The organism is Microbacterium sp. USTB-Y (assembly GCF_023703415.1).
Classification (GTDB): domain Bacteria; phylum Actinomycetota; class Actinomycetes; order Actinomycetales; family Microbacteriaceae; genus Microbacterium.
In genome coordinates this window covers 193715-214060 of sequence record NZ_JAGMTU010000001.1, presented here as the reverse complement: position 1 = coordinate 214060, position 20346 = coordinate 193715, and the positions used below count along the sequence as shown (strand labels likewise).

Sequence of the window (20346 nt, the reverse complement as noted above, 5' to 3'; positions counted from 1 at the left end):
CATGGCCCTCATCGAACTGGACGACGTCACGAAGGCGTTCGCGCTTCCGCACGGCGGGACCAAGGTCGCCGTCGATGGGATCACGCTCGCCGTCGAGCGCGGGGAGTGCCTCGGCATCATCGGAGAGTCGGGGTCGGGCAAATCGACCCTCGGCCGGCTGATCCTGCGTCTGCTGGAGGCGGACAGCGGCACCATCCGGCTGGAGGGGCAGGACATCCGGGCGCTCGGAGCGCGAGAGCTGCGCCGCAACCGGCATCGCTGGCAGATCGTGTTCCAAGAGCCGTTCGCCTCGCTGAACCCGCGGCTCACGATCGGCCAGATCGTCGAGGAGCCGCTCATCGTCGCCGGAGGCTACGGATCGCGCGCCGAGCGGCGCCAGCGCGTGATCGACACGCTGGAGGAGGTCGGTCTCTCCGAGGACTTCCTCGACCGGCGCCCGGCGAACCTCTCCGGCGGGCAGCAGCAGCGGGTGGGCATCGCCCGCGCCCTCGTGACGGATCCCTCCCTCGTCGTGCTGGACGAGCCCACGGCCTCGCTCGACCTGACGATCCGGGCCTCGATCCTCCGGATGCTGAACCGACTCCGCGAGGCACGCGGGCTCACCTACGTGTTCATCTCCCACGACATCGAGACGGTGCGTCATTTCTGCTCGCACGTGGTCGTGATGCATCACGGCCGCTTCGTGGAGAGCGGCTCGGCGCAGCAGGTCCTGGACGAGCCGCGCGAGGAGTACACCCGCAACCTCATGGCGGCCGCGATGCCGCCGATCCCGTATCGCGGTCGCGCGGAGGCCGCAGGCGCCACGTCAGGAGCATCATGATCCGCTACATCGTCTCCCGGGTCCTCATCGCCGTCGTGCTGCTGTGGGGCCTGATCACGCTGAGCTTCGGCCTCGTCTCGCTGCTGCCCGGCAACCCCGCGGTCGCGCTCCTCGGCGAATACGCGACGCCGACCGATGTCGCCCGGATCAACGCGCAGCTGGGCCTGGACAAGCCGTTCCTCGAGCGGTACCTCGACTACCTGGTGCGCGTGCTGCACGGCGATCTCGGCACCTCGTTCTTCACCGGGTCCTCGGTCTCGCAGGAGCTGTGGACGCGTCTGCCCAACACCCTGGTCTACCTCGTTCCCGGGCTGCTGCTCGCCCTGACGATCGGGCTCGGACTCGGCGCCCTGGCCGCCTATCGTGCGGGCCGGGCGGCGGACAAGGTCTTCGGCGTCTCGGTCTCCCTCCTCATGGCGATGCCGGAGTTCGTGCTCGCCCTGCTCCTGCTGTTCGTGTTCTACCAGCAGTTGCACATCGCGCCGGCTCCGCTCGGAATGCTCTCGCCGGCCGACCCCACGCCGCCGAAGATCACCGGCCTCGTCCCGATCGACGTCGTGCTCGCCGGTCAGTGGCAGACGGTCGGCTCGATCCTGAGCCGCGCGGCCTTGCCGATCCTCACCCTGGGCCTGTTCTTCGCGGCGCCGTTCGGCAAGACCGTGCGCTCCGGCCTCCTCCAGATCCTGAACTCGCCGCAGATCGAGTTCGCCAAGGCCTGCGGGCTGCGACCGGGGCAGGTCTTCCGGTACGCCCTGACCGATGTGCGCGGAGCCCTGATGACCTACATGGTGCTGCTGTTCGCCGCCTCCCTGAGCGGCGCGGCCATCATCGAGAGCGTCTTCTCCTGGCCGGGCGTCGGCGGATGGTCGCTCGACGGCGTGCTCAAGGGCGACGTGCCCGTGATCCAGGGCTTCGTGCTCATCATGGGCGCCACGAGCCTGCTCGGCTACGTGATCCTCGACACCCTCATCACCCTGATGGATCCGCGCACGCGGCAGCTCTCCGGGGTCTCCCGCCGGACGCGCGACGGTGCGTCCCGCTCCGCGCTCGCTAAGGCCGCCTGAGCAGGGAATTCCCGCGTGGAATCCCTTGACAACGGCCTCTGACTTCAATAAGTTGAAGACATGTTCACTAAAGTGCATGACGGCGGGCTGACCGTTCTCGGCGGGGCCTACCCGCTCGACGACCGGGTCAGCTGGGTGCCTCGTGGATCCACCGGTTTCCAGAGCTCGAACTGCTACCTGCTGTCCGAGGGCGATGAGCATCTGCTCATCGACTCCGGGATGGCCGTGCACAGCGAGGCCGTGCTGGACGACCTGGCCGAACTGCTCGGCGAGGGCGGGGGAGTGTCGATCTTCTTCACCCGGCCCGAGATGGACTGCGTCTCCAACCTCGAGCCGATCTCGCGGCGCTTCGACATCCTGCGCCTCTTCACCGGCGGAGTGATCAACCCCTTCGACGCCTTCGACGACGTGAGCCGCTTCGCGCTGCGCGGACGGCGCCAGCAGATCGACGGCACCCGCACCACCGAGGGTGACGCGCTCGAGCGCTCCATGAGCATCGAGGTCGCCCCGGGGCGCGTGCTCGACGTGCAGTCCCCGCTGCTGCGGCTCCTGCCGACGTTCTGGGGATGGGACGCGAAGACCGGCGCACTGTTCACGTCGGACACCTTCACGCACGGTGTGCTGGACCGTGCGGACGGATACCGCTTCATCGACGACACGGTGCAGGACGACACGACGAGCGACCAGGTCGCCGCTCATCTGTTCGCCAAGTACGAATGGCTGCCGCGGGCCACGAAGCACCCGCTGCGGGACTGGCTCGTCGCGACCTTCGACGACCTGGATCCGGAGATCATCGCACCCTCGCGCGGATCCGTGATCCGCGGCAGGAGCTCGGTCCGCCGCCACCTCGACCTCATGCTGGCCGCGCTGGCCGACGCCGCCTAGGAGAACGCCATGGATCAGACCGAAGAGATCGTCACCGAGACGATGAGCGCGGACTTCCCGCGCGAGATCAAGCCCGGAGTGTTCTGGATGGGCGCCTGCCTGCCGTTCCACCTGGCCGACCGGGTCATCCACGGCCACAACTCCGCGTACGTCGTGCGCGGCGCCGACGCGTCGATCATCATCGACACCGGCAACCCGTCGAGCTGGCCGACCATCTCCGCCAAGCTCGACGAGCTCCTCGGCGACGAGCCGCTCACCTACGTCTTCCCGACCCATCCCGAGCTGCCGCACACCGGGAACCTGCCCCGGCTGGTCGAGAAGTACCCCGACATCACGATCGTCGGAGATCTGCACGACTACCACCTCTTCTACCCGCAGATCGTCGGCAATCTGCACCCGCGCGTCCCCGGGGATGTGATCGACCTCGGCGGAGGGCAGCGGATCCGCATCGTCGAGGCGCTCATCCGCGACCTCCCCAACACCCAGTGGGCGTTCGCCGAGGAGGGCAGGGTGCTCTTCACCGCCGACGGCTTCTGCTACATGCACCGCCCGGACCTCGACGACGAGGATCCGCTGCACCTCCCGGGCGAATGCGCGCTGACGACGGACGAGCTCTCGCAGCCGATCGCTGTCGAGAACGCGGCCTTCTTCACGGGCAGCGCTCTGTACTGGGCACGCTTCAACGACGACGCCGACCGCGTCTACGACCGCGTGCTCCAGTTGGTGGACGACCTCGGCGTCGAGGCCGTCGCACCGACCCACGGCAACGTCATCACCAACGTGCGCGACGTCGAGCCGATCATCCGCGCGGGCCACAAGCAGGCGTACCGGTACTGACCGGTCCGCCCCGCGTCCACCGCCCCTCCACCGGCAGTTCCCTCTACACCCGAAAACCAGAACGGAACGATGCAATGAAGCATTCACGTCTGGCCGCGGTCGGCGCTCTCGCCGCAGCGGCACTCGCCCTCGCCGGCTGCTCCGGCGGCGCCTCCGGTTCCCCGACGCAGTCCAAGGCGGCTCAGCCCGCCAGCGTCGTCGTCGCCGTCGGCGCCCTGCCCGACAGCCTCACCCCGGCGCCCTGGGGCGGGAGCGCGTCGCACGTCGTGCTGAGCGGGCTCGGCTCGCAACTGCTCGCGTACGACAGCGGATCCTCCGACAAGGCCGCCTGCGCGGCATCTCCCACCGAGGTGACCGGCCGCCTGGCCGAGAGCGCCGAGATCAACCCCGACAAGACCGGCGTCATCGTCAAGCTCAAGAAGGTGACCAGCCAGTTCGGGAACACCCTCTCCGCCGAGGACGTCGCGTGGAGCCTGCAGATCGGCATGGTCCGTCAGCCCGTGATGAAGGGCACTCTCAAGAGCAGCGGGTTCAACGTCGACAACCTCACCACGGTCATCGACGACCACACGATCCAGCTGAACACCACTTCGATCACCTCGTACACGCTGGCCTCGCTGCAGAACAACCTCTTCTACATCCATGACAGCGTGGAGGCGAAGAAGCACGTCACACCGGACGACCCGACCGCGAACAACTGGCTGTCCAAGAACCTGGCCGACTACTCGGGCTGGGACCTCGAGGAGTTCACGCCCGGCACCTCGCTCACGCTCAAGGCGGACCCGAAGTGGGAGGGGACACGCGGATCCGTGAAGCGGATCGTCGTCAAGGCGGTCCCCAGCACCGCGACCCGCAGCCAGCTCGTCGAATCGGGTGAGGCTCAGGTCGCCGGATCCTTCGAGTACAGCCAGTACGCGTCGCTCGCCAAGGCCACCGGGGTCGAGGTCTCCGACTGCACCAGCCAGACCCGCGACACCATGATGATGAACACCAAGACGGGCCCGCTGGCGAACGCCGAGGTGCGCCGCGCCATCTCCATGGCGATCGATCGCAAGGCCCTCGTCAAGGGCGCCTATGCGGGCTACGGCGATCCGGCCACCGCGATCTTCCCCGGTGCGGACCCGACCGCGAGCTACACCTTCGACCCGGACGCTGCGAAGAAGGCCCTCGCCGCCGCGGGGTACGCGAACGGATTCGACCTGACGCTGAGCTACAGCGTGACCCGCCCCGGTCCCGTGGCCGAGCGCTCGGCCGTGCTGATCCAGTCGATGCTGGGCAAGGTCGGCGTCAAGGTCGAGCTGCAGAACATCGCGAGCTCGACGGACTTCTCGACGGCGCTCATCGAGGGCCGCTTCCAGGCGGTGCTCTACTCCGAGCCGATCGTGATCGCCGACCCCGCGTTCTACAGCTACGCGTTCTACGCCGGCGACGCGCCGAGCAACAGCACCGGCTGGAAGGACCCGCGATTCGACGAGGCGCGGCTCGCTCTCGCCGGCACGCCGACCACGGACACGGCGGCGCGCACCAAGCTGCTCAACCAGATGGCGGGCTACGTCGACGAGGGCGCTCCGATCCTCTCCCTGGTGCAGACGAAGAACATGCTCGCGCACTCCGCGGGGCTGACCGGGGCGGTCCCGCTCACCAACGGTCAGATCTACTTCAACGCCCTCGGTCGCTGACCGGGAAGACCCCACCAGACCTCGGGGGCCGGCCGGCCCGATCCGGCCGGCTCCCGGGCAGAAAGGACAAGGACATGATCGAGATCTGCGGAAAGCCCGTGCGCGACACGTTCGCCGAGCTGCTGGATCCGACCACGACGGCCCTCGTCGTCATCGACATGCAGAAGGGCGCCGTCTCGAAAGGCGGTGCGATCGCCGACTCGGGGCACGACATGAGCATGATGCCGCGGATCGTGGACCAGTGCGCCAGAGCGATCCGCGCCGCGCGGGCCGCAGGGGTGCCGGTCTTCCACATCTGCGTGGAGAACCTGCCCGACGGTCGCAGTTCGACGCCCGCATGGCTGCGGGCGCTCTACACCGTCGGCCACGGTCGCTCGACCGACCTCGGCCGGCTCAGCGCGAAGGGCGACCCGCTCACCGAGTTCACCGAGTCCTGCGCGCCGGAGGGCGACGAGATCGTCATCCGCAAGCGCCGGCAGAGCGCCTTCGTCGGCACCGAGCTCGCACTGCTGCTGCGCAGCCAGGGCATCGAGTCGGTCGCGATCGTCGGCGTCTCCACGGGGGGCTGCGTCGAGGCGACGCTGCGCGACGCGGGCTCCCATGACTTCTACGCCGTGCTCCTGGACGACGCCGTCGGCGCCTACGACGAGGTCGTGCACGAGGCGGCGCTCACCGTGATGCGCGCTCGGCACGACACCTGCTCGCTGGACGAGGCCATCGCGGTCTGGGAAGGCGCCACCCGCTGACGCGGGGCGAGCGGTCACCGGGATGTCCCTCACGACCATCCACCGTCTCGGCGGGACGATCGAGCTCGACGAGCGGGTCAGCTGGTGCCCTCCCGGCACCCGTTCGACCCAGCCGGTGAACTGCTACCTCATCCGCGGCGAGCACGGCGCGCTGCTCGTCGACACCGGATTGCGCGTGCACGAAGCGGAGATCCTCGAGGGTCTCGGCGCCCTGCTCGCCGATGGCACGCGGCTCTCCGTGCTGCTCACCCGCACCGAGATGGAGTGCTGCCTGAACCTGCCCGCGATCGAGGAGCGGTTCGGCCTCGACGCCGTCTGGTACACGGGCGGGATCACGGTCCCGCGCAGCCGCGCCGAGGCCCGCCGCGTGAGCGTCGAGCCCGGCACCGCGCAGTGGGTGGAGCCCTATCCGGGCCTGCGGATCGAGCTGATCTCGCCGCTGCTGCGGCTGCTGCCCACGCTGTGGGTGCACGAGCCCGCGAGCGGCTGGCTGCTCACCTCGGACGCCTTCACCCACGGGGACGCGGCGGCCGCGGACGGCCTCAGCAAGTTCCGCTGGTTCTCCCTGGCGGACACGCGGCCGATCGCGGAGCACGTGCGGGCCGTCGTCGACGGACGCGCGGTGCGCGCGGTCGGTCCGGGCTACGGACGTCTGTTCGCCGCGGATGAAGTCGCCGCCGCAACCGGGGCCGTGGCCGCGGAGATCGAGAGGAGGGGGATCGCATGAGTGTCGTCTTCGAAAGCGCACGGCCGATCGCCGACGGCGTGCACTGGCTCGGCGGATGCCTGTCGGCCTTCGGGCACGGCGAGGAGGTGCACTATCACGTCAACGCCTACCTCGTGATCGGCCGGCGGCGCACCGCCCTCATCGACACCGGGGATCCCGCGCACCGGGATCTCGTGCTCGCGCAGCTCGACGAGGCGCTCGCGGGGCGCACGCTGGACTACCTCGTGCCGACGCACCCCGAGATCCCGCACGCCGGCAATCTGCCTGCGCTGCTGGAGCGCTATCCGGATGCGCTCGTCGTGGGCGAGACCCGCGACTACCACCTGCACTTCCCGGAGCATGCGCACCGGCTGCGGCCGCGCGCGGCGGGGGAGTCGATCGACCTCGGGGGGCGCGAGCTGGTGCTCCTGCCCGCGCACATCCGGGACCTGGAGAACACGACCTGGGCCTGGGACTCGGGAGCCGGCGTGCTCTTCGTCTCGGACGGGTTCTCGTTCATCCACGACGTCCCCGGTCCCGACGACGAGGACGAGCCGGTGCACCGTCCCGGCCAGTGCCGGCTTCTGTCCGGCGAGATGCCCGAGCCGCCGAGTGTCGCCCAGGCGGCGTACGGCACCGGCCGCGCGCTGTACTGGACCAGGTTCGTCGACGTGAGCGAAGCGTTCGGCGCGATCGAGCGGGTGCTCGACGCCCACCCCACGACGCTCATCGGGCCGGCGCACGGCAACGTCATCGACGACGTGGACGGGATGCTGCGCACGTCGCTCGCTGCGCACCGTGCGGTCTACGCGGGAGGCGGGCTGGGGCAGTGATTCAGAATAGTGAAGATGTGTTTGATTTGATGAAAATCCACACGGATCCGGGCGCGACGAGGCGTCCGGGTCCCGGCGAGGAAGCAGGCGGACGCAATGCGTGATCTCATCGGCTATGGAGAGCACCCGCCGGTCGTCGGCTGGCCCGGCGGAGCGAGGGTCGCGGTCTCCCTGGTCCTCAACTTCGAAGAGGGCGCCGAGAGCTCGATCGAGGCGGGGGACGCACGGGACGAGGACATCTCGATCTTCGGCGGCTGGTCCGCGGATCCGACACGGCGCAGTCTCATGAAGGAGTCCTTCTTCGAATACGGCAGCCGGGTGGGCATCTGGCGTTATCTCGGCCTGTTCCGCGAGTTCGGCGTCCGCTCCACCGTCATGGCCTGCGGGATCGCGCTCGAGCGCAACCCCGAGGCGGCCAGGGCGATCGCCCGCGACGGACACGAGATCTGCGGGCACGGGTACAAGTGGCAGGGCCTGGTGGGGATGAACGCCGAGGAGCAGCGGGCGGAGATCCGCCGCTGCGTCGCGGCGATCGAGCGGACCGCGGGGGTGCGCCCCTCGGGGTGGTACGTGCGCGAGGGCATCACCGAGGAGACCAGGGCCGTGCTCGTGCAGGAGGGATTCCTGTACGACTCGAACTCCTACTCCGACGACCTTCCGTACTACGTCGGCACCGCGGAGGGTCCGCACCTGGTCGTTCCGTACTCCGGGGACACCAATGACGCCCGGTTCTGGGGCACGGGGAGCCTCGGCAGCCCCGACGACTTCTTCTCCGTGCTCCGGGACTCGCTGGACTGCCTGCTGCTCGAGGCCGACGAGGTGCCGCGGATGATGTCGGTCGGCATCCATCTGCGCATCGGGGGGCGCCCGAGCGTCGCGATGGCGGTGCGCCGCTTCCTCGAGTACGCGCAGGCGCGGGAGGGCGTATGGTTCGCCACCCGCGAGGAGATCGCCCGCTGGTGGGCGCAGCACGCCCCCGCCGATGCGGCGGCCGCGCTGGAGGAGGCGAAGCGATGACCCGAGCCCCCGCCGACCTCGGCCGGCTCGTGCACAACGCGCACGAGATCGGCTTCACCGACCTCGCCAAGACCGGGCTGAAGGGGCAGCAGGACCAGGGTCAGGTGTGCACCCTGATCTCCCGCGACCTCAGCGGATCCGACGACCTCAACGTGAGCCTCGGCCGGATCCTGCCCGGCCAGCATCACCTGTGTCACCATCACCCCGACGCATCCGAGTTCTACGTCGTGGTCTCGGGCACGCCCCTTGTGCACCTCGACGGCAGCGAGCACCGCGCGCGGCCCGGCGACGGGATCTACATCCCCCGCGGCACCGTGCACGGGATCACGAACGACACGGGCGAGATCGTCGAGCTCGTGGTCGGGATGAGCAAGCCCGCCGACTGGGAGTTCGTGTCCGACGAATGAACGCGCAGACCCCACGCCGTCCCGAGGTCGGCCTCATCACCGCGGATCCGACCCCGACCCTGCTCGGCCTGCTCGAGGTCGTCGGGATCGGATCCGTCGTCATCGACGCGGAGCAGACCGGCCTCGGGCCCGCGCAGTGCGCCGACGCGGTGCAGCGCCTGCGCGGCAGCGGGGTCGCCGTGGGCGTACGGGTGCCTTCCCTCGACCCCGACAGCCTGCTCTCGTTCGCCAACACCGGCGTCGACGAGCTGGTGCTGCCGCGCGTCCGCTCGACCGCAGAGCTGGAGCGGGCGAACCGGGCGACCCGGTTCCCACCCGAGGGCGACCGGCCGCGACAGGTCTCCCCGGCCTCGGGGTACGGCACCCGGTACACGCACGCGCCCGTGCTCTCGGTGCTGTTCGAGACCGTGGACGCGCTCGACGGCGTGGCCGAGTTCGCCCGGCATCCGCTGTTCCAGGGCGGCTGGATCGGTCCGACCGACCTCCTGGACGACCTGGCCCGATCCGGCCGGGGCGAGGCGGTCGACGCGGCCGTGCAGCGGATCATCGACGTCGTCGCCGGGGCGGGGCATCGCATCGGCATGCCGGCGCCGAGCGCCGCGAGGGCGGGCGAGGTGCACGCCAGAGGAGCGGACCGCGCCGCCGTGTACTGGGAGCGCGAGGTCGCGCTGACGCTGCGCAGCCTCGCCGCGGCAGTGGTGGACGGGTAGACCATGCGGACCGATAGAATGACGCACCTCCGAGCGAACGAAGGACGGCCTGTGGACGGGACGGCAGCAGCGGCGAAGCCGACGACGGACGAAGGACCGGATCGCGACTTCTGGATCTCGCATCTCGGGGCGCAGCTGCGCGAGCAGCGCACAGGCCGCTACACGGTCGAGGAGCTCGCGGAGCGCGCGGGCGTCAGCGCCGGGCTGATCAGCCAGATCGAGCGCGGCATCGGCAATCCGTCGTTCGCGACGCTGCTGCGGCTCGCGAACTCGCTCGATCTTCCGCTTGCGAGCATGTTCGCGGATCCCGATGCCGGCAACGACCACATGGTGGTGCGCCGTGCGGACCGCCGGCGCATCGAGATCCCGTCGCAGGGCATCATCATGGAACTCATCGTGCCCGACTCGGAGCGCAAGCTCGGGGTCGTCAACATGACGATCCCCGCGCACTTCGACGGCGCCAGCGTGCCCCATTCGCACGAGGGCGAGGAATGCGTCATGGTGACGGCCGGGAGTCTCGTGGCGTCCGTCGCCGGACGCGAGGTCGAGCTCGAGGCAGGAGACAGCCTCACCTACGACGCCTCGCTGCCGCACTGGTGGAGCAACCGCACGGACTCCGCGGCCGTGATGCTCGCGATCTCCACGCCGCCGTCGCTCGGCCGGGCGCACTGAGACCGTGAGCGCGCAGAGCCCGCACGACGCGGGCGCCGTTCCCGTGGGCGTCGCACCCGGGCCGTCCCGCCGCCTGGGCGTGCTGGTGCCCTCCTCGAACTCGAATGCCGAGTCGTCGATCCTGCGCATGCTCGCCGCCGAGGACGACGTCTCCGCGCACTTCAGCCGGTTCCGGCTGCCGGCCGACCTCGGCGACCGGATCGACGCGGGCGTCCTCGGCGACGCCCCGGCCCTCCTGGCCGACGCGGAGCCGGATGCCGTGGCCTTCCACGGCACCTCCGGATCCTGGACCGGGTTCGCCGGGGAGCGCTCGCTCTGCGCCCAGCTCGAGACGGTGGTCGGGGCGCCGGCCACGACGGCGACGCTCGCGGTGCGCGCCGCGCTCGCCGAGCTGGGCCTGGAGCGGGTGGGGCTCGTCTTCCCCGGTCCTCGGGCGATCGCCGAGGACATCGTCGTGCAGTATGCGGCCGACGGCATCGGGATGCCGGTGATCTCGGTGCCGGACGTCCAGCTGGCCAATGCCGAGATCGCCCGGGTGGGCGGCGATCGGATCGATGCCCTGATGCGGCCGGCGTTCCGCGACGGCGTCGACGGAGTGGTCTGCATCGGCACCAATCTGCGCTCCGCCTATCGGGTCGCCGCGTTCGAGGCCGAATACGGGATCCCCGTGGTCGACAGTGCGACGGCCACGCTCTGGCACCTGCTCCGCCGAGCCGGTGCGCGCCGCGCGATCGCGGGCTGGGGCGCGCTCCTCGCGTCCTGAGGGCAGCCGCGCTCGCCCGCGGCTCGTCGTAGCTCGGCCCTTCAGGCGGAGGTCGCGGAGGCCCAGGCCGCGGCGATGTCCCGGCGGGTGGCGATCCACGCACCGGCGTCGGCGGCGCGCGAGAGGAAGGCGTCGAGGGCGCCGATGTACGCCGGCCGCCCGATGATGCGCGGGTGCAGTCCCACGCTGAGCACCGAGGGGCCCCGCCGCGGCTCGGTCCCGAGCAGGTCGAGCGCGCCGCACAGGAACGACGAGAAGGCGGCGCCGGTCGGGTACTGCGAGAGCAGCGCCGAGTCGTTGGTGTCTCCGGCGTACGGGATCACCGGAAGCGGGAGGCCGTCCGCGCCCGGATGCGGCAGGTCGTCGTCGAAGCTGTTCGAGTCGTAGTCGAACCCCTCGCCGAGCATCGCGCTGCGTGAGTGCAGCGTCAGGCCGTCGCGCGAGTACCAGGTCGTGGGCCGCACGCCGGTGAGGTCTTCGATGATCCGGCGCGAGCGGTGCATGAGGCCGGCCTCGACCTCGGGGGCGAGCGCCGAGTGCGCGTCCCAGCCGAGGCCGTGGTCCGCGATCTCGTGCCCGTCGCGCACGAGGGCGCGGGCGACGGTCGGGTTCGCCTGCAGAGCGGTGGCGCAGCAGAACGCGGTCGCCCTGGCCTCGTGCCGGCGCAGTGTGCGCAGCACCCGCCAGATCCCGCTGCGGGCGCCGTACTCGAACGCGGACTCCAGATCGAGGTCGCGGCTGCCCGGCAGGGGTCGGTGGCGCAGCCAGTGCGCTCCGAGATCGTCGGCGACGCCGCCCCGGGCGATGCTGCGCTCGGCGCCGTCCTCGATGTTCACCACGAGGGAGACGGCGACGCGGGCGCCCCCGGGCCAGCGCACGTCCGGCGGGTGCTCGCCGTAGCCGCGCAGGTCGCGGGGGAGCGGGAAGGCCGTCATCGATCCTCCTGGTTATAGTGAAGATACTTCGATATGATGAATCTATCCGGCGAGGAGGCCGGCGTCGAGAGGAAGCGGCGATGCGGACGCTGATCCGAGCAGGGGTCGTGGTCCCCGCGACCGGGGGCAGGACCATCGAGGGCGGCGGCGTCGTCATCGAGAACGGCCGGATCCTCGACGTCCTCGGCGCGCGCAGCGCCGCGGAGCCGTTCGCAGGCCGGATCGTCGACGTGCCGGACTGCGCCGTGCTCCCCGGCCTGGTGAACCTGCACGCCCACGGGGTGAGTCCGTCGCCCCTGTTCCCGAGCGGCGCCGCGCCGCTGCCGGAGGAGCGCTGGCGCGGGCATCTCGATCGCCACCTCGCCGCCGGAACGACGACCGTGCTCAGCACGTGCGGGCTCGGGACGATGGACGAGATCCGCGAGGCCGACCGCCGGCACGCCGTCCACGTGCGCGGGGCCACGGCGCACACGCCCGGTGCGCTCGCCGCCGCGCTCGCCGCGGACGGCGCCGGACTCGGATCCGAGCACCGCGCGATGACCGTCGAGCGGATGCTCGAGGACGGAGCGGTCGCGATCGGCGAGCTCGGCGGCGGGCAGACGCTCGGCGGCGGCGGGCAGGACCTCGTGTACCTCCCTGCCGCGATCCGGCGGCGCACCGGTCGCACCGTCACGCAGGAGCAGGCCCGTGCTCTCAAAGAGGCGCTGCTGGGGCGGTTCCTGGAGGAGGGGGCCGGTGACCCCGAGCTGTTCGCGGAGCGCGCCGCCGAGGCCGGACTCGACGACGTCCCGGTGGCGGAGCTGCGCGCCCTGGTGTCCGGCACGGTGATGCCCTCGATCGCGCAGGCCAGGGCCGGGATCCGTGAGGGGGTCGCAGCAGCCGGGCGGCTCGGCGTGCCCGCGCTCGTGCACTCCGCGGCCGCCACGGCGGACCTGCTGCGCGCGCTGCTGGCCGAACCGGGCCGCCACGCGACCGTGATCGCCGGGCACGTCAACCACACCTCCCACACGGTGGAGGAGGCGGTGCGACTCGCCGAGGCCGGCCGCGACGCCGGCTGGTACGGGGAGGCGAGCGTCTTCGATCTGCTCGAGGCGCGGGAGACGGTGCGCACCAGAGAGCACTGGGACGCGCTCCTGGCGGGCAGCGGGCTCGTCGACGTGATCGCCACCGACTACGGGCACGACGGACGGCACGATCCGCTCATCGCCGCGGTGCAGGACGTCATCGACGCCGGGCATCGCACGCTCGCCGAGGCCGTCGAGATGGTCACCTCGGTGCCTGCCGCCCTCGTACCCGGCCTCGTCGAGGGCGGCGCGATGCTGCGCCGCGGAGCGCCGGCCGACGTCGTGATCGCGCGGCGCGCCGATCTGCGCGACGTGGTCGCCGTCCTCGTCGGCGGGGAGGACGTCGTGCGGCACGGACGTCTCCTGCAGGGCACCGCGGCATGACCGGACTCGACCTGCGAGACCTCGCCGTGGTGCGGGATCTGCTGGGCGCAGAGCTCGCGGCGCAGGATGCGGCGGCCGTGGCCGCGGCGATCGATGACCTGCGCGCGGGACTGCCGGCGTTCCGTCGCGATGCGGCACGGCTCCTCACCGAGGAGACGGACCGGTGAGCGAGCCCTGGCGCGACGGCGTCCCGGAGGCGGCGACCGCGCTCGCCGAGGGACGCACCACCAGCGCGCGGCTCGTGGCGGCGGCGATCGAGCGCATCGGCGCGACCGAGGAGCGGGTGCACGCCTGGGCGCACGTCGACGAGAAGGGCGCGCTCGCCGCGGCCAGGGCGAGTGACGAGCGCCGCGAAGCGGGCCGGGCTCGCGGGCCGCTGGACGGGATCCCGATCGGCGTCAAGGACGTGATCGACGTGGCGGGGATGCCGACCCGCGGCGGATCCGCCGTGTTCCGGGATGCGACGCCCGCGGTGCACGACGCCGTCGCCGTCGCGCGCCTGCGCGCAGCGGGCGGCGTGCTGCTCGGCAAGACCGTCACCTATGAGTTCGCCTTCGGGCAGGGCAGCCCGCCCACCCGCAACCCCCGCGACCCGGAGCGCTACGCGGGCGGATCCAGCATCGGCTCCGGCGTCGCCGTCGCGGTCGGTGCGGTGCCCGCGGCGCTCGGCACGGACACCGGCGGGTCGGTGCGCAACCCGGCGTCGATCAACGGCCTGGTCGGTCTCAAGCCGAGTGCCGGACTGGTGTCGCGCATCGGCTCGATGACGGTGAGCGGCACGATGGACGCGATCGGCCCGATCGCCGCGTCGGTGCGCGGCGCGGCGCTCGTGCTCGACGCGATCTCGGAGCCCGCCGTGCTGCGTGAGCGCTTCGGCGGCTCGGTCGCCGGCGCCGCCGGGCGCGTGGTCGCCGGGCGCGTCGGCGTCGATCGCGCGCAGTGGGAGCGCTGGGGCGTGACCGCCGCGGTGCGCGCCCTCGTCGACGAGGCGCTCGCCGTACTGGAGCACGAGGGGATCGAGGTCGTGGAGGTGGACGCCTCCGATCTCGATCTCGCGCTCACCGCCGGCCTGGTCGTATCGCTGTCCGAGGCTGCGGCCCTGCACCGGCTGCGGCTGCGCGCCGCCGCGGGCGACTACCTGCCGGAGACCCGGGTCATGATCGCGTCGGGCGCGCTCCTGCGCACCGACGACGTCGAGCTCGCGCTGCGCCTGCGCCCCGCGCTGCGCGCCCGCATCGAGAAGCTGCTCGCGGCGCGCGGTCTCGACGCGCTGGTCGGTCCGACGCTGCCGGCGGGCGCTCCCCGGCTCGCCTCCATGGCCGCCGAGCTGACCAGCGCAGACGACGCCGAAGGGCTCGGCAGCGCACTGCGGATGCTCTGCGCGGCGAACCTCACCGGCCTGCCCGGGCTCAGCGTCGCCTGCGGGGAGGTCGAAGCCGGCCCGGTCGGCATGCACCTGCTCGGACGCGCTCACGGCGACGCCGTGATCCTCGCCCTCGCCGAGCGCTACGAGCAGGCGGCGCCGTGGCGGGCGAGGGTGCCGCTCGATCCGCGCTGAGGCTCCGCGCCGCACGCGGAGCGGCCGGGACGCGCCTCGAAGCGGGCCGAGTCCCGGCCGCAGGTCAGCGCACCCGGCCGAAGGCGCGGGCCGGGTGCTCCAGGAGCTGCATCACACGGCGCAGGAACGACGCCGCGTAGCCGCCGTCGCACACCCGGTGGTCGAAGACGAGCGAGAGCTGGGCGATCCGGCGGGCCACGACGGCGCCGTCGACGACCCAGGGGCGCTCGATCATCCGGCCGATGCCGAGGATCGCGACGTCGGGGTGGTTGATGATCGCCGCGGACCCGTCGACGCCGAGCCCGCCGTAGTTGTTGAGCGTGAAGGTGGATCCCCGCAGCCGCTCCGGGGGCATGGCGCCGGCGCGCGCGGTCGCGGCGAGCTCGCGCAGCGCGAGGTCGAGCTCGTCGACGCTGAGCTCGTGCGCCCGGGGGATCACCGGAACCATGAGCCCGCGGTCGGTGTCGGCGGCGACGCCGAGGTTCACCCCGGCGAAGGAGATGATCTCGGATGCGTCGTCGCTGAGCCGGGAGCCGAGCAGCGGGTGCTCGGCCAGCGCGATGAGCACGAAACGGGCGACGAGCGCGGTGAGCGACGGCGCGCGGCCGCCCTCGGGGGCCATCGCGGCGCGCAGCGCCCACAGCTCGGTGACGTCGACGTCGACCCAGACGGTCGCCTCGGGGATCTCGGAGCGGCTGCGGGCGAGCTTGGCGCTCACCGCCTTGCGCAGCGGCGACATGCGCTCCCGGGACGCGACCACGAGGCCGTCCAGGCTCTCGCCCGCCGACGGCGCCGCGGATGTCGCCGCGCCCGGGACGGCCCGGGGCGCTGCGGCGCCGCCGGCGTGGAGCGCCTGCAGCGAGACGCCGTCGACGGCCTGATCCACCGCCGCGCGGAGCACGTCGGCCCGGGTCACGGCGCCGTCGGATCCGGTCGCGGCGATGCGGCGCACGTCGACGCCGAGGTCGCGGGCGAGCCGGCGCACGAGGGGGGAGCGCACGGCGACCGGGCCCCGGGGCGGGCGCTCCCCGTCCGTCGGCTCCGCCGGCGCGGGGGTGCGGTCCGCGAGCGGCCGCGGGGCGTCGTCGGCCGCCGGCGCGGGGGGCGTGACGCTCGGGCGGCCCGCGGGGGAGCCGTCGCCGCGCACCGGGCCCGCGGTGCGGCGCGCTCTGCGGCGGCCGGATCCCGCCCGCTCGCTGGTGCCGTAGCCGATGAGCACGTTGCCGGAACCGGATCCGGCCCGCTCCTCGGCGCGATAGGCCTCCTTCTCGACCGAGACCGCTTCGACCGCGACCGCCGCGGACAGGTCGGAGGGGAGGGCGGCGTCGGGGTCGGCGACCTCGAGCACGGGGGCGCCCACGTCGATGGTGCCGCCCGGTTCGCCGTGCAGCGCCGTGACGACGCCGGCGAACGGCGACGGCAGCTCGACGACGCTCTTGGCCGTCTCGACCTCGGCGATCGGCTGGTCGGTGCGGATCGTGTCGCCGACCTGGACCAGCCACTGCACCAGGCCCGCTTCGGTGAGGCCCTCGCCGAGATCCGGGAGGCGGAACACACGCGGCGCGATCGTGGTCATCGTGCACCTCCCGTGGTCTCGTCGTGCGCGTCCTCGTCGAAGTGCAGCGTGTCCAGCGCGTCCAGCACCCGGTCGGCGTCGGGGAGGTACCAGTGCTCGAACTTCGGCGGGGCGAAGGGGGTGTCGAAGCCGGTGACCTTGCGCACGGGCGCCTCGAGGAACTCGAAGCAGCGCTCGAACACCCGGGACTGGATCTCGCTGGCCACGCTCGCGAAGCCCGGTGCCTCGGCGACCACCACGGCGCGGCCCGTCGAGCGCACGGCGGCGGTGATCGTCGCGTCGTCGATCGGGGTGAGGGTGCGCACGTCGACCACCTGCACGCTGCGTCCCTCCGCGGCGGCGATCTCGGCGGCCTCGAGGCAGGTGGCGACCGAGGAGCCGTAGGAGATGAGGGTGACGTCGGCGCCCTCGCGGGCGATGCGGGCGGATCCGATCGCCGTGACGATCGAGGTGTCGACCTCCCCCTTGGTCCAGTAGAGCTTCTTCGGCTCGAGGAAGATCACCGGATCCGGCGAGGCGATCGCCGCGCGCAGCAGCGAGTACGCGTCCTGCGGGGTGGACGGGCAGACGACGGTGAGTCCCGGTGTGTGCGCGTAGTACGCCTCGGAGGAGTCGCAGTGGTGCTCCACGCCGCCGATGCCGCCGCCCGTGGGGATGCGGATGACCATCGGCATCCGCAGTGCGCCGCGGGTGCGGTTGCCGAGCTTGGCGACGTGGCTGACGACCTGCTCGAAGGCGGGCAGCGCGAAGGCGTCGAACTGCATCTCGATCACGGGGCGCATGCCATTCATCGCCATGCCGACGGCGGTGCCGACGATGCCCGACTCCGCGAGCGGGGTGTCGAAGCAGCGGTCCTCGCCGTAGCGCGCGGTCAGGCCGTCGGTGATGCGGAACACGCCGCCGAGGGCGCCGACGTCCTCGCCGAACACGACGACGTCGGGATCGGCCTCGATGGCATCGGCGAGGGCGCGGTTGAGCGCCGCCGCCATCGTCATCGTCTGCACGGTCGGAGCCGCCGGGGTCTGGGGGTGTGCGGCATCCACGCGGACGTCCTCGTGCGCGATGGTCATCGGGTGCCTCCTTCGGAGATGGATCCGGATCGCTCCAGTTCGTCGCGCAGCTGCTGCCACTGCTCCTGCAGCTGCGCAGACCGGGTGCTCCGCACGAAGCGGAACAGGTCCTCGGGGTCGAGGTCGGCGTCGGTGTTGAGCGCCTCGCGGAGCGCCGCGGCGATCGTCTCCGCCCCCTCGGCGAGCTGCTGCTCCCGCGCCTCGTCGAGGAGGCCGCGTGAGGTCAGATGCGTGCGGAGGCGGGTCAGCGGATCCTTCTGCGCCCAGGCCTGCACCTCGGCGCGCTCGCGGTAGCGGGTGTCGTCGTCGGCGTTCGTGTGCGCCTGCATGCGATAGGTGTGCGCCTCGACGAGCGTGGGCCCGCCGCCCGCGCGGGCCTGCTCGACCGCGACGCCCAGGACCGCGAGCAGGGCCGCCACGTCGTTGCCGTCCACGCGCCGGCCCGGCATGCCGTACCCGATCGCCTTGTGCGCGAGCGACGGCGCGGCGGTCTGGCGGGAGAGCGGCACCGAGATCGCGAACTCGTTGTTCTGCACGAAGAACACGACGGGCAGGTGGAAGACCGCGGCGAAGTTCAGCGCCTCGTGGAAGTCGCCCTCGCTCGTGGATCCGTCGCCGCACATCGCCAGCACCACGGTGTCCTCGCCGCGGTGCTTCGCGGCCTGGGCGAAGCCCGCCGCGTGCAGCAGCTGGGTCGCGAGCGGCGTGGTCTGCGGGGCGACCCGGTGGACGCGCGGGTCGTAGCCGGAGTGCCAGTCGCCCTTCAGCAGCACCATGGCGTCGGCGGGGGAGACACCGCGCGCGATCACCGACACGGAGTCGCGGTAGGTCGGGAACAGCCAGTCCTCGTCGCCGAGGATGAGGGAGGCGGCGATCTGGCAGGCCTCCTGGCCGTGCGAAGAGGGGTAGACCGCGAGCCGTCCCTGGCGCACCAGCGCATTGGCCTGGTCGTTGATGCGGCGTCCCTCGACGAGTCCGCGGTAGGCCCGGTCGAGCACGTCGTCCGGGGGCATCGGGTAGTCGTCGTCGACGCGGGCGGCGCCCGTCTCGTCGATGAGCTGCACGGGCTCGTCGCGGGGGAGCAGCTCGCGCGGATCCGCGTCGCGGGTGTGGCTCTGGGCAGGCATGGTGTGCTGCATCGGGTCCGCCTTCCTTGCCGAACGTGATGCCTCCAGTGTGCTTCCGGATGTGCATTCGTCCAATCGATTCCGGCAGAATCTGGACGATTGCATTCTCTTGCCCTGAGAATGAGTCAGAGTGTCACTGATACATCGACCGAGAGGCGTGCGCATGGCGGAGCTGGACGACATCGACCGGGCGATCCTCGACGAGCTGCGCCGAGACGCGCGCGTCTCGATGACGGCGATCGCCGAGACCGTGCACATCTCCCGCGCCGGGGCGCACGCGCGCATCAAGCGCCTCACCGACCTCGGCGTCATCACCGGCTACACGGTGCGCACGGATCCGGTGCTGCTCGGCCACCACGCCTCGGCGTACGTGATGCTGTCGCTCGAGCAGCCGGCGTGGCAGGAGGTGCAGGAGCAGCTGCAGCGGATCCCGGAGGTCGAGCACATGGCGCTCGTGGGAGGGGACTTCGATGTGATCCTGCTCGTGCGCGCGAGCGACGCCCGCGACCTCCGCCGGATCGTGCTCGAGGACATCCAGGCGATCTCCGCGGTGCGCTCCACGCGCACCACCCTGATCTTCGAGGACTTCGGCCGGAGCTGAGGCCCGCGGATCACCGGCCGCGGGTCAGGCGACGAGCCCGCGGGCGCTGCGGTAGGCGGAGGGCGTGGATCCGGTCTCCCGGCGGAAGAACCGGGAGAAGTACGACGGGTCCCCGAAGTCCAGCTCGGCGGCGATCTGCGCGCAGGTGAGCGCGGTGCGGCACAGCAGCCGCTCGGCCTCCAGCAGCACGGCGGCGCGGATGACGGCGCTCGGTGTGCGGCCGAGGTCGGCGGCCACGACCTCGGCGAGGTGGTTGCCGGTGACGTTCAGCCGCCGCGCGCAGTCGGCCACGGTGAGGGTGGCGCGGGGTTCGGCGCGCACGATCCGCAGGAACGCCCGGGCCAGGGTGTGGCGGGGGCGGGCCGGCTCGATGCGCGTGCGCGCGCACATCGTCACGAGCGCCGACAGCAGGTACCGCACGACCTCGTCCCGGTCCTCGGCGTCGCCGTCGAGCTCGTCGCGCAGATCCTCCAGCATCCGGTCGATGCGCCGGGCGGTGGCGGCGTCGGGCACCGTCATCCCGCCGCGGATCGTGCGGGCCGGAAGATCCGCCGCGCTCACCAGGAACTCCTCGCGGAACAGCACGAGCGTGCCGTCCAGCGCCTGTCCGTCCGGGCTCCAGCAGTGCACCTGACCGGGCGCGATGATGTGCAGGGTGCGCGGGGCGACGCGGAACTCCGACGTGTCGATGAGGTGGGCGCCGGATCCCTGCGAGATCCAGATCAGCTCGACGAAGTCGTGCCGGTGCGGCTGCGTCATGTGCGGACCGGGTCCGTCCTCGCGGAATGAGCCCACCAGGGCCGATCCGTGCAGCGTGGTGGCGCGCTCCTCGATGTTGTACTCCGCGAAGGCGCGCGCGGAGGGGGCAGTCGGCGTTGACCTCACGCACCCA

At 71.9% G+C, this 20346-nt stretch carries 22 protein-coding genes; 17 read left to right on the top strand and 5 right to left on the bottom strand.

Features of this window, described 5'->3' with window-relative positions; all coding sequences use genetic code 11:
- Position 1: 1 nt before the first annotated feature.
- The 13 genes from J8G10_RS00970 (at position 2) to J8G10_RS00910 (ending at position 11139) form a co-directional block, all read left to right on the top strand.
- Positions 2-820: an ABC transporter ATP-binding protein gene (locus J8G10_RS00970; RefSeq protein ID WP_251438612.1), complete on the top strand. Its 819-nt coding sequence runs from the start codon at positions 2-4 to the stop codon at positions 818-820.
- Positions 817-1884 (top strand): ABC transporter permease, encoded by a 1068-nt coding sequence (locus J8G10_RS00965; RefSeq protein WP_251438611.1) that lies wholly within the window; start codon positions 817-819, stop codon positions 1882-1884. Before J8G10_RS00970 ends, J8G10_RS00965 begins: the two co-directional genes overlap by 4 nt.
- A 60-nt stretch (positions 1885-1944) precedes the next feature.
- On the top strand, positions 1945-2769 hold the full coding sequence (locus J8G10_RS00960; RefSeq protein WP_251438610.1) for a hypothetical protein: 825 nt from the start codon (positions 1945-1947) through the stop codon (positions 2767-2769).
- A gap of 9 nt (positions 2770-2778) precedes the next feature.
- A complete protein-coding gene (locus J8G10_RS00955; RefSeq protein WP_251438609.1) occupies positions 2779-3606 on the top strand; it encodes an MBL fold metallo-hydrolase in 828 nt (275 codons plus the stop codon).
- A gap of 74 nt (positions 3607-3680) precedes the next feature.
- Complete coding sequence (locus tag J8G10_RS00950; protein WP_251438608.1) at positions 3681-5285, top strand: ABC transporter substrate-binding protein; 1605 nt, start codon at positions 3681-3683, stop codon at positions 5283-5285.
- Positions 5286-5359: 74 nt separating this feature from the next.
- On the top strand, positions 5360-6031 hold the full coding sequence (locus J8G10_RS00945) for a cysteine hydrolase family protein (protein WP_251438607.1): 672 nt from the start codon (positions 5360-5362) through the stop codon (positions 6029-6031).
- 22 nt (positions 6032-6053) lie between these two features.
- A complete protein-coding gene (locus J8G10_RS00940) occupies positions 6054-6758 on the top strand; it encodes an MBL fold metallo-hydrolase (RefSeq protein WP_251438606.1) in 705 nt (234 codons plus the stop codon).
- Positions 6755-7570 (top strand): MBL fold metallo-hydrolase, encoded by an 816-nt coding sequence (locus tag J8G10_RS00935; RefSeq protein ID WP_251438605.1) that lies wholly within the window; start codon positions 6755-6757, stop codon positions 7568-7570. The genes J8G10_RS00940 and J8G10_RS00935 overlap by 4 nt, the downstream gene beginning before the upstream one ends.
- 96 nt (positions 7571-7666) lie before the next feature.
- Positions 7667-8587: a polysaccharide deacetylase family protein gene (locus J8G10_RS00930; RefSeq protein ID WP_251438604.1), complete on the top strand. Its 921-nt coding sequence runs from the start codon at positions 7667-7669 to the stop codon at positions 8585-8587.
- On the top strand, positions 8584-8994 hold the full coding sequence (locus J8G10_RS00925) for a cupin domain-containing protein (RefSeq protein ID WP_251438603.1): 411 nt from the start codon (positions 8584-8586) through the stop codon (positions 8992-8994). The genes J8G10_RS00930 and J8G10_RS00925 overlap by 4 nt, the downstream gene beginning before the upstream one ends.
- Positions 8991-9704 (top strand): aldolase/citrate lyase family protein, encoded by a 714-nt coding sequence (locus J8G10_RS00920; RefSeq protein WP_251438602.1) that lies wholly within the window; start codon positions 8991-8993, stop codon positions 9702-9704. The genes J8G10_RS00925 and J8G10_RS00920 overlap by 4 nt, the downstream gene beginning before the upstream one ends.
- A gap of 51 nt (positions 9705-9755) precedes the next feature.
- On the top strand, positions 9756-10376 hold the full coding sequence (locus J8G10_RS00915) for a cupin domain-containing protein (protein WP_251438601.1): 621 nt from the start codon (positions 9756-9758) through the stop codon (positions 10374-10376).
- A 4-nt stretch (positions 10377-10380) separates the two neighbouring features.
- A complete protein-coding gene (locus J8G10_RS00910; RefSeq protein ID WP_251438600.1) occupies positions 10381-11139 on the top strand; it encodes a hypothetical protein in 759 nt (252 codons plus the stop codon).
- Positions 11140-11180: 41 nt separating this feature from the next.
- On the opposite strand, the gene J8G10_RS00905 is transcribed toward J8G10_RS00910, so the two are convergent.
- Complete coding sequence (locus J8G10_RS00905; protein WP_251438599.1) at positions 11181-12074, bottom strand: polysaccharide deacetylase family protein; 894 nt, start codon at positions 12072-12074, stop codon at positions 11181-11183.
- An 80-nt stretch (positions 12075-12154) separates the two neighbouring features.
- Between J8G10_RS00905 and J8G10_RS00900 the strand changes: the two genes are divergently transcribed.
- From J8G10_RS00900 to J8G10_RS00890, 3 genes are read left to right on the top strand one after another with little or no spacing between them, the layout of a single operon-like run.
- Complete coding sequence (locus J8G10_RS00900) at positions 12155-13522, top strand: hypothetical protein (RefSeq protein WP_251438598.1); 1368 nt, start codon at positions 12155-12157, stop codon at positions 13520-13522.
- The gene (locus J8G10_RS00895) at positions 13519-13689 is read left to right on the top strand and encodes a hypothetical protein (protein ID WP_251438597.1); all 171 of its coding nucleotides are present in this window, start codon (positions 13519-13521) and stop codon (positions 13687-13689) included. Before J8G10_RS00900 ends, J8G10_RS00895 begins: the two co-directional genes overlap by 4 nt.
- Positions 13686-15080, top strand: a complete 1395-nt coding sequence (locus J8G10_RS00890; protein WP_251438596.1) for an amidase — start codon at positions 13686-13688, stop codon at positions 15078-15080. Before J8G10_RS00895 ends, J8G10_RS00890 begins: the two co-directional genes overlap by 4 nt.
- Positions 15081-15144: 64 nt before the next feature.
- On the opposite strand, the gene J8G10_RS00885 is transcribed toward J8G10_RS00890, so the two are convergent.
- The 3 genes from J8G10_RS00885 to J8G10_RS00875 are packed head-to-tail and all read right to left on the bottom strand — an operon-like array spanning position 15145 to position 18865.
- Positions 15145-16656, bottom strand: a complete 1512-nt coding sequence (locus tag J8G10_RS00885) for a dihydrolipoamide acetyltransferase family protein (protein ID WP_251438595.1) — start codon at positions 16654-16656, stop codon at positions 15145-15147.
- Positions 16653-17726: an alpha-ketoacid dehydrogenase subunit beta gene (locus J8G10_RS00880; RefSeq protein WP_251438594.1), complete on the bottom strand. Its 1074-nt coding sequence runs from the start codon at positions 17724-17726 to the stop codon at positions 16653-16655. The genes J8G10_RS00885 and J8G10_RS00880 overlap by 4 nt, the downstream gene beginning before the upstream one ends.
- Positions 17723-18865 (bottom strand): thiamine pyrophosphate-dependent dehydrogenase E1 component subunit alpha, encoded by a 1143-nt coding sequence (locus tag J8G10_RS00875; RefSeq protein WP_251438593.1) that lies wholly within the window; start codon positions 18863-18865, stop codon positions 17723-17725. The genes J8G10_RS00880 and J8G10_RS00875 overlap by 4 nt, the downstream gene beginning before the upstream one ends.
- Before the next feature lie 151 nt (positions 18866-19016).
- Here J8G10_RS00875 and J8G10_RS00870 point away from each other — a divergent pair, with 151 nt between their 5' ends.
- On the top strand, positions 19017-19454 hold the full coding sequence (locus tag J8G10_RS00870; RefSeq protein ID WP_251438592.1) for an Lrp/AsnC family transcriptional regulator: 438 nt from the start codon (positions 19017-19019) through the stop codon (positions 19452-19454).
- 24 nt (positions 19455-19478) lie between these two features.
- Here the strand turns inward: J8G10_RS00870 and J8G10_RS00865 are convergent, their stop codons facing one another.
- On the bottom strand, positions 19479-20339 hold the full coding sequence (locus tag J8G10_RS00865) for an AraC family transcriptional regulator (protein WP_251438591.1): 861 nt from the start codon (positions 20337-20339) through the stop codon (positions 19479-19481).
- Between the last annotated feature and the right edge of the window lie 7 nt (positions 20340-20346).

What these genes read in the sequence shown, in the direction of transcription:
- J8G10_RS00970 (WP_251438612.1), top strand. Translation starts at nt 2, where the DNA reads ATGGCCCTCATCGAACTGGACGACGTCACGAAGGCGTTCGCGCTTCCG.
- J8G10_RS00965 (WP_251438611.1), top strand. Translation starts at nt 817, where the DNA reads ATGATCCGCTACATCGTCTCCCGGGTCCTCATCGCCGTCGTGCTGCTG.
- J8G10_RS00960 (WP_251438610.1), top strand. Translation starts at nt 1,945, where the DNA reads ATGTTCACTAAAGTGCATGACGGCGGGCTGACCGTTCTCGGCGGGGCC.
- J8G10_RS00955 (WP_251438609.1), top strand. Translation starts at nt 2,779, where the DNA reads ATGGATCAGACCGAAGAGATCGTCACCGAGACGATGAGCGCGGACTTC.
- J8G10_RS00950 (WP_251438608.1), top strand. Translation starts at nt 3,681, where the DNA reads ATGAAGCATTCACGTCTGGCCGCGGTCGGCGCTCTCGCCGCAGCGGCA.
- J8G10_RS00945 (WP_251438607.1), top strand. Translation starts at nt 5,360, where the DNA reads ATGATCGAGATCTGCGGAAAGCCCGTGCGCGACACGTTCGCCGAGCTG.
- J8G10_RS00940 (WP_251438606.1), top strand. Translation starts at nt 6,054, where the DNA reads ATGTCCCTCACGACCATCCACCGTCTCGGCGGGACGATCGAGCTCGAC.
- J8G10_RS00935 (WP_251438605.1), top strand. Translation starts at nt 6,755, where the DNA reads ATGAGTGTCGTCTTCGAAAGCGCACGGCCGATCGCCGACGGCGTGCAC.
- J8G10_RS00930 (WP_251438604.1), top strand. Translation starts at nt 7,667, where the DNA reads ATGCGTGATCTCATCGGCTATGGAGAGCACCCGCCGGTCGTCGGCTGG.
- J8G10_RS00925 (WP_251438603.1), top strand. Translation starts at nt 8,584, where the DNA reads ATGACCCGAGCCCCCGCCGACCTCGGCCGGCTCGTGCACAACGCGCAC.
- J8G10_RS00920 (WP_251438602.1), top strand. Translation starts at nt 8,991, where the DNA reads ATGAACGCGCAGACCCCACGCCGTCCCGAGGTCGGCCTCATCACCGCG.
- J8G10_RS00905 (WP_251438599.1), bottom strand. Translation starts at nt 12,074, where the DNA reads ATGACGGCCTTCCCGCTCCCCCGCGACCTGCGCGGCTACGGCGAGCAC.
- J8G10_RS00900 (WP_251438598.1), top strand. Translation starts at nt 12,155, where the DNA reads ATGCGGACGCTGATCCGAGCAGGGGTCGTGGTCCCCGCGACCGGGGGC.
- J8G10_RS00895 (WP_251438597.1), top strand. Translation starts at nt 13,519, where the DNA reads ATGACCGGACTCGACCTGCGAGACCTCGCCGTGGTGCGGGATCTGCTG.
- J8G10_RS00885 (WP_251438595.1), bottom strand. Translation starts at nt 16,656, where the DNA reads ATGACCACGATCGCGCCGCGTGTGTTCCGCCTCCCGGATCTCGGCGAG.
- J8G10_RS00880 (WP_251438594.1), bottom strand. Translation starts at nt 17,726, where the DNA reads ATGACCATCGCGCACGAGGACGTCCGCGTGGATGCCGCACACCCCCAG.
- J8G10_RS00875 (WP_251438593.1), bottom strand. Translation starts at nt 18,865, where the DNA reads ATGCAGCACACCATGCCTGCCCAGAGCCACACCCGCGACGCGGATCCG.
- J8G10_RS00870 (WP_251438592.1), top strand. Translation starts at nt 19,017, where the DNA reads ATGGCGGAGCTGGACGACATCGACCGGGCGATCCTCGACGAGCTGCGC.